The sequence below is a fragment of the Pseudoduganella sp. jia 12 genome (assembly GCF_055502675.1).
The window spans coordinates 86438-99264 of the sequence record NZ_JBUXKP010000016.1 but is presented as its reverse complement, the minus strand read 5'-3'; the positions used below and the strand labels follow the sequence as shown (position 1 = coordinate 99264).

The 12827-nt window shown below is 68.8% G+C and carries 9 protein-coding genes; 5 read left to right on the top strand and 4 right to left on the bottom strand.

Features of this window, described 5'->3' with window-relative positions:
* Window positions 1-13: 13 nt before the first annotated feature.
* From ACY65G_RS27700 to ACY65G_RS27690, 3 genes are all read right to left on the bottom strand, one after another.
* Window positions 14-1585 carry a chemotaxis protein CheW gene (locus tag ACY65G_RS27700; RefSeq protein ID WP_465000500.1) on the bottom strand — a complete coding sequence of 524 codons (1572 nt, stop codon included), beginning with the start codon at window positions 1583-1585 and terminating at the stop codon, window positions 14-16.
* A gap of 10 nt (window positions 1586-1595) precedes the next feature.
* On the bottom strand, window positions 1596-3305 hold the full coding sequence (locus ACY65G_RS27695) for a methyl-accepting chemotaxis protein (protein ID WP_465000499.1): 1710 nt from the start codon (window positions 3303-3305) through the stop codon (window positions 1596-1598).
* Window positions 3306-3571: 266 nt separating this feature from the next.
* A complete protein-coding gene (locus ACY65G_RS27690; protein ID WP_465000515.1) occupies window positions 3572-4501 on the bottom strand; it encodes a LysR substrate-binding domain-containing protein in 930 nt (309 codons plus the stop codon).
* 107 nt (window positions 4502-4608) lie between these two features.
* On the opposite strand from ACY65G_RS27690, the gene ACY65G_RS27685 reads away from it, so the two are divergent.
* Window positions 4609-5352, top strand: coding sequence for an SDR family oxidoreductase (locus ACY65G_RS27685; RefSeq protein WP_465000498.1), 744 nt, complete (start codon window positions 4609-4611; stop codon window positions 5350-5352).
* A gap of 89 nt (window positions 5353-5441) precedes the next feature.
* Here ACY65G_RS27685 and ACY65G_RS27680 read toward each other — a convergent pair whose 3' ends face one another.
* Window positions 5442-7781: a glycoside hydrolase family 2 protein gene (locus tag ACY65G_RS27680; RefSeq protein WP_465000497.1), complete on the bottom strand. Its 2340-nt coding sequence runs from the start codon at window positions 7779-7781 to the stop codon at window positions 5442-5444.
* A 142-nt stretch (window positions 7782-7923) separates the two neighbouring features.
* Between ACY65G_RS27680 and ACY65G_RS27675 the strand changes: the two genes are divergently transcribed.
* The 4 genes from ACY65G_RS27675 to ACY65G_RS27660 all read left to right on the top strand — a co-directional run bounded on the left by ACY65G_RS27675 (window position 7924) and on the right by ACY65G_RS27660 (window position 12816).
* Window positions 7924-8430: a sigma-70 family RNA polymerase sigma factor gene (locus ACY65G_RS27675; RefSeq protein WP_465000496.1), complete on the top strand. Its 507-nt coding sequence runs from the start codon at window positions 7924-7926 to the stop codon at window positions 8428-8430.
* Window positions 8430-9395 (top strand): FecR family protein, encoded by a 966-nt coding sequence (locus tag ACY65G_RS27670; RefSeq protein WP_465000495.1) that lies wholly within the window; start codon window positions 8430-8432, stop codon window positions 9393-9395. Before ACY65G_RS27675 ends, ACY65G_RS27670 begins: the two co-directional genes overlap by 1 nt.
* A gap of 98 nt (window positions 9396-9493) precedes the next feature.
* Window positions 9494-10645, top strand: a complete 1152-nt coding sequence (locus tag ACY65G_RS27665) for an efflux RND transporter periplasmic adaptor subunit (RefSeq protein WP_465000494.1) — start codon at window positions 9494-9496, stop codon at window positions 10643-10645.
* Window positions 10642-12816 (top strand): MacB family efflux pump subunit, encoded by a 2175-nt coding sequence (locus ACY65G_RS27660; RefSeq protein ID WP_465000493.1) that lies wholly within the window; start codon window positions 10642-10644, stop codon window positions 12814-12816. Before ACY65G_RS27665 ends, ACY65G_RS27660 begins: the two co-directional genes overlap by 4 nt.
* Window positions 12817-12827: the final 11 nt, after the last annotated feature.

The window sequence follows — 12827 nt, the reverse complement described above, 5'->3', positions numbered from 1 at the left end:
GAGCCGCAGGTCGTCAGACGGCCAGCGCCCGTTCCAGCGTGGCGAAGAACGCTTCGCGCTCGAACAGGCTTTTCACCGCGCCATCGGGCAACTCCAGCACTTCGCTGACCTCGCAGCGCATGTCGGCAACGCCGCCGCCGGCGCGCAGCAGCCTGGGCGACGGCCGCCGCGCGCTGGCCGGCAGGTGGACGATGCTGTCGACGCGGTCGACGATCACGCCATAGCGTTCGCTGCCCCGTTCCAGCACGAGGATCTTGCAGTCGGCCGTGTCGTGCAGCGCCGGCATGCCATATAACCGGCGCAGGTCGATGACCGCGATCATGCGCTGGCGCAGGTTCAGCATGCCCTGCACGCAGGCCGGCGCGCCCGGCGGGCGCACCATGTCGCCGGCATGGGGAATGATCTCGCGCACCTGGCCGATGTCGGTCGCCCACGGGCTGCCCAGCTCGAACGCCAGGTACACCTGGCGCCGCTCCGCCGCCTTGCCCGTGGCGCGGCCGGCCTCGCTCGCCGCCTCGTCCTGGTAGATGCGGCGGTGGCCAGCGCACACCTCGGCCAGTTCCGCGTCGCTCAGCACGCTGGCATGGTCGAGGAACAGCGTGTCCGGGCCGTTCTGGCGCGGCAGGCAGCCGCGGAACATGGCGCCGCGCCGCGTGCCGAGCAGCGGGATCGGCAGCACGTCGCCATCGAAGTACGGCATGATCGTGTCGACCGAATCGACCAGAAAGCCCAGCAGCTCTTCGCCGATGCGGGCAACGAGGATGCGCCGGTCGCTTTCCTTGCCGGCGTCGGCGGCGCACCCCATCAGCGCGGCGAAATCGACGATGCCCACGGCGCGGCCGCGAAAATTGATCCAGCCCTTGCACAGGGGCCCCAGCATGACGGACGTGCGCAGCTCGGGCACGCCGATGATTTCCTGCACGGCCGCCATCGCGAACGCGAACGCCGTGCCGCCGGCGGAGAAGCACAGGCACTTGCGCGCCTCGGCATGGCGCAGGAAGCGCGCCCGTTCCGCCGCGCGCGTGGCCGAGGACATCGAGCGCACCTGGGGCACGTTGTCGATGCGGACCAGCGCGTCGGGCACCAGCACCTGCAGCAGGCGGGCGCCCGCTTCGTGGCCGCCATCCTCCAGCAGGATCGTGCCGCCGATGACGGCTTGCCGGCCCGCGCCCTGGCTCACGATGCTGCGCTGCTCGGGGTGCACACGCAGCACTTCGCCGGTGGCATCGAAGACGAGGCCGACCAGCACGCCTTCATGGTCGAGGATGGCGATCTTCTGGTGGGCGCCGGCACCGGGTGCTGCGGCGTCGAAGATGCGCGCCAGGTTGACGATCGGGATCGCGGTGCCGCGCAAGGTGAAGATGCCTTCCAGGCAGGCCGGCGACAGCGGCATGCGCGTGACACGCTCCGGGTAGGCGACCACTTCCCGAAGGGCCAGCGCGGGCAGCGCGAATTCCTCGCCGCCCAGGTGGAAGGAGCCGAACAGCTCCAGCCCCGCCGCATCGGCCAGGGCCCGTGCGGCCGTGGCGCGGGCGGCTTCCATCGCCGCCGCGGCAGTGGCCGGCGTCATGTCGAGCATCTGCATGGCCGGCCGCTCAGACGGTGAAGCCCGAGACGGTCTGGTTCAGGTCCGCCGCCGTGCGGTTCAGCTCATCGGTCTGCACGGCGATGCTGTCGCACGAGCCGGCGGACTTTTCCGATTCCTCGGCGATATGGTTGATCGCCACCGCCACTTCGCGCGCCGACAGCGACTGTTCGTTCACGGAAGCCGAGATGTCGCCGATCGCCAGCGACGTGCGTTCCACGCCGCTGGCGATGCGGTCGAAGGCATCGCTGGCCTGGCGCGAGATCTCGCTGCCCTGCGCCACGCGCTTGACGGATTCCGCGATCAGTTTCGAGATTTCCTTGGTCGCCTGCGACGAGCGTTCGGCCAGCTTGCGCACTTCGTCGGCCACCACCGAGAAGCCCAGGCCATGTTCGCCGGCGCGCGCCGCCTCGATCGCGGCGTTGAATGCCAGCATATTGGTCTGGCTGGCGATCTCGCCGATCACCTTGACGATTTCGCTGATGTCCTCGGACGACTGGTTGATCAGCGCCATCGCCTCGATCGAGCGGGCCACGGCCTTGGCGCCCGTTTCGGCCGCTTCCTTCGTGCTCTGCGCCAGCGTGTTGGCTTCTCCCGCACCGCGGGCGATCGTGGTGATCGACGCGGTCAGGCCGTCGACCGACGCGTTCATTTCCTCCACCGTGGCACCCAGGGCCTGCGCGCCGCCGGCCACCACGTTCGACCGCTCGGCGATCGTTCCGGCCGACGACGACAGGCGCGCCACTTCGGACACCACGTGCGCGATCACGCCGCGCAGGTCGGCGATCATCTTGCCCACGCCGGCGCCCAACTGGTCGATCGGCTCGCTGCCGGACATGTCCAGGGTGCCGGTCAGGTCGCCGTGCGCGGCCCGCTCCACCTGGGCAAGCAGCAGCGCCACCTTGCGGCGCTCGGCTTCGCTCTTGCGTTCCACTTCCGCTTCCAGTGCGACCTGCGCGGTGATGTCGGTGGCGAATTTCACCACCTTGTACGGCTTGCCGTCGAGGTCGAAGATGGGGTTGTAGGTGGCCTGGATCCACACGGTGCGGCCATTGGCGCCGATGCGCTTGTAGCGCCCGGCGTCGAACTCGCCGCGGTTGAGCTTTTGCCAGAACTTGCGGTATTCCAGGCTGGACGCGTAGTCGTCCTCGCAGAACACGCGGTGGTGCTCGCCCTGGATGTCGCCCAGTTCGTAGCCCATCACGGAAAGGAAATTCTCGTTTGCATTCAGCACCACGCCGTGCATGTCGAATTCGACGACGGCCTGCGCCTTGTCGATGGCGCCCACGAGACCCGCGTGTTCATTGGCGCGCTTCTTGTAGGCCGTGATGTCGCAGGCAAACTTGATCACCTTGCATGGCTTGCCGCCGGCATCGAGGATCGGGTTGTACGACGCTTCGATCCACACGTCGCGCCCGCCCTTGCCGATGCGGCGGTATTGCGCGCGTTCGAACTCGCCGCGGCGCAGGCCGGCCCAGAACGCGTCGTATTCGGCCGAGCGCACGTAGTCCGGGGCGCAGAACATCGAATGGTGGCGCCCCACCACTTCGTCCAGCGTGTAGCCCAGCGTGTTCAGGAAATTCTCGTTGGCATGGATGATCGTACCGTCGAGGCGGAATTCGATGATGGCCTGCACGCGGTCCAGGGCACCGGTGATGGCGATGGCGTCGGCGTGGCGGTCGTGTTCGGAGGCGTGCTGGGCAAGTGCGGAGCTGTTCATGCGGGGTCCTGATGGCGAGGTGGGCAAGATCCACCTGGCGGCGGACCGGCGCCGGTCCTGCGCGCCGTGAACCCATTATCCGCATGCAGTTGCCGCACGTAAAGTTTCTTCAGCTAGATCTTTTAACAATCTGTCGCGTGCAAGTTACAATTCACGGTAGCTTACGACAACGTGTTGTTGCCAACATACGATAACACTCGACAATAAGCGTGAATTCGCTCCGATTTTCACGCACGCATGTTCACTTCCGCGTCCCGGGCCTGCCGTCATGATCCGGACAGCCGCGCCGCCAGGCCGCCGTTGCGAAAACGGTCGACGAGGAACTCGACGAACACGCGCACCTTGGCCGGCAGCAGCTTCCTGCTCGTGTAGTAGACCGACAGCGTGCGCTGGCCGCCGTCCCATTCCGGCAGCACACGCACCAGCGCCCCGCTGTCGAGCAGCGGCAGCGCATGGGCCAGGGGCAGCAGCGCGATGCCCATGCCGCACGCGGCGGCGTGGGCCATGGCCTCGGGATCGTTCATCGCCGCGACGGCGCGCGCCGTCGCCAGTACCCGGGCGCCGTCGCGGTGGTGCAACTGCCATGGCAGCAGCCGGCCCGAATCCAGCGACCTGCGCACCACGCCCTGGTGGCGCGCCAGGTCCTCGGGCCCTTCCGGCACGGGGTGCGCATCCAGGTAGGACGGAGCCGCCGCGAGCACGAGCCGCACGCGCGCCAGTTCGCGCGCCACCACGGCTTCGGTGAGCACGATGCCGCCGCCGATCGCCACGTCGAACCCGTCGGCAACGAGGTCCACCTGGCGATTGTCGAAATGCAGGTCGGGCACCACGGCCGGATAGCGCCGCACGAACGGCGCCAGCAGCGGCACCACGTAGTCGCGCCCTACGGTGTGCGCGAGCGACACCTTCAGCGTGCCGGCCGGCTCACCGGCGCCCTGCTGCACCGCGGCGAGCGCGTCGCCGATGTCGCGCCATGGCAGGCTTACCTGGGTGTACAGGCGCTCGCCATCGGTGGTGAGCGCAAGGCTGCGGGTGCTGCGCTGGAACAGGCGCACGCCGAGCCGGGTTTCAAGCCGCGCCACGCTCTTGCTGACCGCGGCCGGCGTCAACCCGAGGCGCCGGGCGGCGGCGGAAAAGCTGCGCTCCTCGCCGGCCGCCACGAAGGCGTCCAGATAGCTCGTCAGTTCGGTATCCATCATTCATTTTAAACCAGCGGTTGAAACAGGAACCACGATTCAGTGGCTACCGCCTTTGGATCGGCACTGCCATACTGGATTCATCCATCCAACCAAAGGAACACATCATGAGCACCACCCTGAACGGAAAAGTCGCCTTCATCAACGGCGGTTCGCGCGGCATTGGCGCCGCCACGGCACGCCGGCTGGCACGCGACGGCGCGGCCGTGGCGATCGGCTATGCGGCATCGGCCGGCGCCGCGGAAGCGCTGGCGGCCGAGATCGAAGCGGCCGGCGGCACGGCGCTGGCGATCCGCGCCGACGCGGCCGATGCCGCGGCGCTGACGGCCGCCATCGGCACCGTGGCCGAACGGTTCGGCCGCATCGACATTCTCGTCAACAATGCGGGCGTGCTGCACCTGGGCGACGTGGCGGAATTCTCGCTGGAGGATTTCGACCGCACAGTGGCGATCAATGTGCGCGCCGTGTTCGTGGCGTCGAAAGCGGCGCTGGCCCACATGGGCGAAGGCGGCCGCATCATCAATGTCAGCAGCACCAATGCGCTGCGGATGCCGTTCGCCGGCGGCGCCGTGTACGCGATGAGCAAGTCGGCGCTGACGGGCCTCGTGAAAGGCATGGCGCGCGACCTGGGACCGCGCGGCATCACGGTAAACAATGTGCAGCCGGGCCCCGTCGACACCGACATGAACCCGGCCGATACGGCGTTTGCCAGCGTCATGCATGGCCTGATGGCGCTGCCGCGGCATGGCAAACCGGATGAGGTGGCGGGCATGATCGCTTACCTGGCCAGCCCCGAAGCGGCGTTCGTCACCGGCGCGGACCTGCTGATCGACGGCGGCTTCGCCGCGTAGCGCAACCTGCGTCAGCAAGCAACGTTGCTTCAAAAATGGGGACGTACCCCATTTTTACGGCAATATTGCTTACCAGCACCGGAGGTGGCTTACTTCGGTGCGAGCGCGCCCTGCAGCTTGCCGGCGGCCGCGGACAGCGTGCCGTTCGGCTGCGTCACGCGCACCAGCACGCTGGCGATGCCGGCCTCGGTGACGGCCTGCGGACTGTGGATCACTTCATAGCCCGGATCGGCCGTGAACGTAACGGCCTGGCCGGATGCCGGCACCGTGGTGCCGTTCGCGTCGACCACGCGGGCACGGGCGAACACCAGGTCGCCGACGGCCTTCGGCACGCCCATGTCGTCCAGCGCCACCTCAAGCTTCACGGGCTCGCCCGGCGTGCGCACCTTGTGCTCGGCCACGGCCTTGCCGCCCGTGTAGGCCACGGCGACCAGTTCGCCGGCCTGGAAGGCGCCCGTGTCGAACTCCACCGGCGGGTGCTTCAGGCGCGGGTGCGTCGACGACGGCGCGGCTTTCTTGCGCGCGACGGTCTTGCCGTTCAGGCGCAATTCCACTTCCTCGCCGTTCGTGAACACGCGCACGCGCGGCGACGACTCGGGCGTCCAGTAGCTGGCGATGAACACCATCGGGCCGCCGCCCCACTGGGCGTTCGCCTGTTCCGCGCCGCGCTGCGAGCGGAAGAACTCGGCCGCGAACTTCGGCAAGCGGTCGATGCTCATCGCGCCGGAGGCTTCCAGGTCGGGCGCATAGCCGCGCGCATAGTCGAACATGACCCAGTAGCCGTCCGCAAAGGCAGGCGTCGTGAAATTGTCGTCATGCGCCTCCGCCACGTTCGCGGCCTGCTGCAGCAGGTGCTTCTCACCCTGCGACAGCAGCTGGCGGCTGGAGCGGTCGGCCGGCTTCAGGTCGCTCCACGCGCCCTGGTTGAAGCCCGCGTTCATCGCATAGTATTCCCAGTCGCCATACTCGGACACGATCAGCGGCTTGTTCGGCAGCGGGTGCTTGTCGCCGATCCGGTGCTGGCGCGCCTGCATGTAGATGTCGTAGGAACGGGGCAGCCAGCCCACCGAATACACACCCTCGCCTGGATATTCCGCGTGCACGGTCCTGTGCAGCGTGTCGACGAACGCGTCCGGCATGTCCGTTTCGTTCAGCGAGCATTCCCAGGCCAGCACGCTGGCGTGGTTGCGGTCGCGGCGGATCATGTCCTCGCAGGTCTTGATCACCTGCTTGGCGAATGCCGGATCCTTGTTGAAGTACTGCCAGCCCGGCACGCCCGGAATCACCAGCAGCCCCAGTTCGTCGGCGGCGGCCATGAAAGCCGGCGACTGCGGGTAGTGCGACAGGCGGATGTAGTCGAAGCCGTATTTCTTGATCAGCAGCGCGTCGCGGTACTGGGCCTGCGGCGACAGCGCATAGCCCACGTGCGGGTATTCCTGGTGGCGGTTCACGCCGCGCAGCTGCACCGGCTCGCCGTTCACCAGCAGCTTGTGCCGCGCATCGAATGCCAGGCGGCGGATGCCGATGCGTGTCTGCACGCTGTCGCCGGCACCTTCGCCCACGACGGCCGTGTCCAGCGTGTGCAGGTTGGGCGCCTGCGGCGACCACAGGTTCGGCTGCGCCACGGTCATCGGCATCGTCACGTGGCGGCGCTCGCCGGCCTTCAGCGTGACCTTCCGTTCGGCGCGGGCGATCTCCTTGCCCTGCCACGCCAGCGTGTTGCGCACGGTGACGGTGCGCGCGGCCTTCGACGTGTTGGCCACTTCCGTCTTCACCTGCACGGTGGCCTGCGCCTTGCCTACCTGCGGGAACGTGACGAACACGCCGCCGCCCGCCGTGGTGGCGGCCAGCATTTCATCGGTGATGTGCACGGCCGGCTTCGTGATCAGGTTCACGCCGCGGTACATGCCGCCATGCTGGATGAAATCGAGATCCTTCAGCGGCTTCGGGCCGGTGATAGCGTTATCTTCATTGTTCGCGCGAACGATGACTTCGTTCTTTCCGCCAGCCTTCAGCAGATCGGTCACGTCGAACGCGAACGGCAGGTAGCCGCCCAGGTGCTGGCCCAGGTGTTTGCCGTTCAGCCAGACGTCGGCCACGTTCATCACCGCTTCGAAGCGCAGGATCGCCCGCTCGCCCGGCTGCAGCGCCGCGTCGAACGTTTTCTTGTAGAACACGGTGCCCTGCCAGGGCGCGGTGGGCACGCGCGGTTCGATGTGCGCCGCGTGCGGCAGGTTCACGGTGCTCCAGCCGGCGGCCGGCACCTTGTCGGCGCTGGCAAGGCTGGCCGCGTCGGCGCGATGGAATTGCCAGGCGTCGTTCAGGCTGGTGGTGGCGGCCTGCGCGCCGGCGGCGATCGCCAGCAGGGCCATGAGCGTGGTTCGCGCCAGGTGACGCGGGGCGGAGATCGGGGTGCGAAGTTGGGTCATTCGTCTCGAAGTGGGTTAATGGTTCCGATGGGCGCCGGTCGATGCCGGCCCGTGATTGTACGACATGGATGTTCGGCTCGTTGCCAATTGGACATTTCTACCCTACAATCAATGAGAATGATTCTTATTTGCATATAATCCCATGGCATCGACGGCGCTGCACCGCGAACCCTTCGCGCTTTTCTACAACGACCACCACGGCTGGCTGCAAGGCTGGCTGCGGCTGAAGCTGGGCAATGCCAGCGATGCGGCCGACCTGGCGCAGGACACCTTCGCGCGCATCCTGGCGCGCCGCGACCTCGATGCCGTGCGCGAGCCGCGCGCCTACCTGACGACGGTGGCGAAAGGCCTGATGGTCAACTGGTATCGCCGCCAGGCGCTGGAACGCGCCTACCTCGATGCGCTGGCGGTGCTGCCGGAAGGCGATGGTGCCAGCCCCGAGCAGCGCATGCTGGTGCTGGAAACGCTGCACGGCATCGATGCCGCGCTCGACGCGCTGCCGGAACGGGTGCGCCAGGCGTTTTTCCTGTCGCAGCTCGACGGCATGAAGTACGACGCCATCGCGCAAGTGCTTGGGGTGTCGCTGCCGACCGTGAAGCGCTACATGAAGCAGGCGTTCCTGCAATGCTTGCTGGCGCTGGATGATTGATGGGGAAGATTGCACCGCACGCGCTGGAACAGGCGGCCGAATGGCTGGTGCGCCTCGATGTCGCGAGCGCGAATGGCGATGACGATGCCGCCGCTGCGGAACGTGGTGCCTGCGCGCGCTGGTGCGCGGAGGATCCCGAGCATGCGCGCGCATGGGAACGCGCCGAACGGCTGATGGGCAGCCTGGGCGGGTTGCCGCCGGAACCGTCCCGCGCGGCCCTCGAGCGCGATCGCGCCGCGCGCCGCGCCGCCGTGCTGCGCGTGGCCGCGATCCTGGCGCTGGCGCCCGTGTCGTGGGGGGCATGGCGGCTGTCGGAGAGGCCAGCGGATCATGCCACGGCACCGGGCGAGCAGCGCACGGTGACGCTTGCCGACGGCACACGCGTCATGCTGAACACGGACAGCGCCATCGACGTGCGCTTCGGCGCGACCGAGCGGCGGGTGGTGCTGCGGCGCGGAGAGATCCTCGTCGACAGCGGCAAGGACGCGGCGCGGCGCCCGCTGCGGACAACGACGGCGCACGGGGGGCTGGAAGCCCTCGGTACCCGGTTCACCGTGCGGCGCCACGAGGATCGCACCGACGTGGCCGTGCTGGAAGGTGCCGTGCGCGTCGAGCCCGCGGATGGCGCGGCGCTGGTGCTGCCTGCCGGGCGGCAGACCCGGTTCGACAGCCATGCCGTAAAGCTGGTCGTCGAACTCGACCCGGCAAACGCGGCGTGGACCCGCGGCTTGCTGCTGGCCGACGCCATGCGCCTCGACGCGCTGGCCGGCGAACTGGCACGCTACCGGCCCGGTATCGTGCGCGTGGAACCCGCGGTGGCCGCATCGACCGTATCCGGCGTCTTCCCGATCCGCGATACCGAGCGCACGCTGGCCATGCTGGCGCAGACGCATCGCATCGCAGTCCTTCGCCGCTGGAACGGCTGGTGGATCACGCTCGCACAGGGAGGCCGGTCCGCGCCCTGATACTTTTTTCCCGTTCGGGCGGCAGACGTTGAAACATCTTTACTTCCACCCTTTCGGCGCCCCCGTCGGCACGCCGTTCGTCGCATGAGGTCGCACCAATGAAGTTTCGTCCTGCCCGTTCCGGCATTGCCGCCGCCATCGTCCTCGCCACCGCCGGCGTCGCGTGGAGCCAGTATGAGCCGGCATCGCCGCCGGCCACGCAGCCGGTCGCCCGCGCCGACATCGAAGCCACCGTGATGGCCGTGGGCACGCTGCAGCCGCGCAGCTTCGTCGACATCGGCGCCCAGGTCTCCGGCCAGGTGCTGCGCATCCACGTCGAAGCGGGGGCCACCGTCGACAAGGGCGAGCTGCTGGTGGAGATCGACCCGAGCGTGCAGAAGGCCACCGTGGACGCGGGCCGCGCCGCGCTGGCCGGCCTGAATGCCCAGCTGGCCGAGCGCAAGGCCCAGCAGCGGCTGGCGCGGCAACAGCATGAGCGGCAGCACCTGCTGGCCGAGGCCAGCGCCGCGCGCGGGGAAGACGTGCAGTCGGCCGAAGCGGCACTCGCCGTGGCCGTGGCCCGCATCGCCGACCTGGAAGCGCAGATCGCGCAAACCCAGGCCACGCTGAGCGCCGACGTGGCCCGCCTGGGCTATACGCGCATCTATGCGCCGATGAGCGGCACCGTGGTTTCCGTCGATGCGCGCGAAGGCCAGACGCTCAATGCCACGTACCAGACACCGAACGTGCTGCGCATCGCCGATCTCTCCAGCATGACCGTGTGGACGGAAGTGTCGGAAGCCGATGTGCGGCGCGTCAAGCCGGGCATGCCCGTGTATTTCGGCACGCTGGGGGGCGACGGGCGGCGCTGGCATGGCACGGTGCGCCAGTTGCTGCCGGCGCCGGCACCCAACGGCGCCCGCCCGGACGGCACCGCCCTCGCCCCTTCCAGCGCCAAGGTGGTGCTGTACACGGCGCTGTTCGACGTCGATAACCCGGACGGCGCGCTGATGCCGCAGATGACGGCGCAGGTCTCGTTCGTCACCGCCGCCGCCCGCAATGCGATCGCGGTGCCGCTGCCCGCGCTGTCCGCCATCGCGGGGCAGCCCGGCCGCTACACGGCGCGCGTGCTCGATGCCGGCGGCCGGGTCGTGCGGCGCGACGTCGAAACGGGCATACGCAACCGGCTGCAGGCCGAGGTGCTGCGCGGGCTGGCCGAGGGCGACCTGCTCGTCACCGACGAAGTGCCGGACACCGGGGCGCGCCTGTGAGCGCGCATGGCAAGACACCCCTGATCGCGCTGCGTGGTATCCGCAAGCGCTACGGTGGCGCCGATGGCGCGCCGGCGACCGAAGTGCTGCGCGGGATTTCGCTCGACATCCACGCAGGCGATTTCGTGGCTATCGTGGGCCAGTCCGGCTCCGGCAAGTCGACCCTCATGAACGTGATCGGCTGCCTGGACCGGCCCAGCGACGGGTCGTACCGCTTCGACGGCACCGACGTGGCCACGCTGGACAGCGACCGGCTCGCATGGTTGCGGCGCGAAGCGTTCGGCTTCGTGTTCCAGGGTTATCACCTGATCCCGACCGACTCCGCCCGCGAGAACGTCGAACTGCCCGCGATCTACGCCGGCATGCCGGAACCGCAGCGCCAGTCCCGCGCCGCCGCGCTGCTGGAGCGGCTCGGCATGGGGCAGCGGCTGGACCACCGGCCCGGCCAGCTGTCCGGCGGCCAGCAGCAGCGCGTATCGATCGCCCGCGCGCTGATGAACGGCGGGCGCATCGTGCTGGCCGACGAACCCACCGGCGCCCTCGACTCGGCCAGCGGCGCCGAAGTCATCCGGCTGCTGCACGAGCTGGCGGACGCCGGTCATACCGTCATCCTGATCACGCACGACGCGCACGTGGCCGCGCAGGCCCGGCGCGTGATCGAGATCCGCGACGGGGAAATCGTCGCCGATTCCCGCCCCGCACCTGTGGATGAGCCCGTGTCCTCGTGCCAGGCACCGGGACACGGACTCGGCAGCGCATCGAGGACTGATTCATCGGCTCAGCCCGTGTCCCCGTGCCAGGCACCGGGACACGGACTCGGCAGCGCACCGAGGACTGATTCATCGGCTCAGCCCGTGTCCTCGTGCCAGGCACCGGGACACGGGCTCGGCAGCGCATCGAGGACTGATTCATCGGCTCAGCCCGTGTCCTCGTGCCAGGCACCGGGACACGGGCTCGGCAGCACTACGCAGGCAGTGGCGCCATGGTGGGAAGATGGCCGCCAGGCAGCCAGGGCGGCGTGGCGCGTGATGTGGGTGAACCGCTTCCGCACGGCGCTCACGCTGCTCGGCATCGTGATCGGCGTGGCTTCCGTGATCGCGATGCTGGCCGTCGGCATGGGCGCGCGGCAGCGCGTGGTCGCGCAGCTGGGGGCGTTCGGCTCGAACCTGATGTACATGTCGTCGATCGGCGCCAGCTCGCGCATTCCCGGCCGCAGCATCACACTGGCGGACCTGGAAGCCGTGGCCGGCGTGCCGAACGTGGTGCACGTGCTGCCCAACGTGACCGGCAACCAGGTGGTCCGCCACGGCAACCGCGACGTCAATACCTACGTGCGCGGCAGCGGCGCGGCGCTGCCGGCGATCCAGACCTGGCCGGTGGCGCGCGGCGGCTTCTTCACGGCACAGGACGATGCCGACTTGGCCAACGTGGCCATCCTCGGCCACAAGCTGGCGCGCGAGCTGATGCCGGACATTGCGAACCCCGTCGGCGAGATTGTCCTGATCGGCAAGCTGCCGCTGCAGGTCATCGGCGTGATGTCAGAAAAAGGCGCGCTGACCGGCGACCGCGACGAGGACAACCTGCTGATCCTGCCCTTTTCCACCGCGGGCCTGAAGGTGTTCGGCCAGCGCGAGCCCACGTACACGGTGATGGCCGTGCGCGACGTGGCGCGCGTCGAACAGACACAGGCCGCAGTGGAGGCCCTGATGCTCGAACGCCATGGCATCAAGGACTTCAGCATCGGCAACGCCGCCGCGTCCATCGCCGCCGAGGCGAAGACCGGCGACACGATGACCATGATGCTGGGACTGATCGCGGCGATCTCGCTGGTGGTCGGCGGCATCGGCGTGATGAACGTGATGCTGATGACGGTGCGCGAGCGCACCCGCGAGATCGGCATCCGCATGGCGACAGGTGCGCGCCGCCGCGACATCCTGCGCCAGTTCGTCACGGAAGCCGCGCTGCTGTCCATGACCGGCGGCGCCGTGGGCGTGGCGCTCGGGCTGGCGATCGCGCTGGTCCTGCAATGGTCCGCCGTGCCGGTCGTGTTGTCCGCCGCGGCAACGGCGGGATCGTTCGCCTGCGCGCTCGCCACCGGGCTCGTGTTCGGCTACATGCCGGCCCGCACCGCCGCCGGACTCGATCCCGTGCAAGCCCTGAACCCGCAATGAGTCCGCCGCTG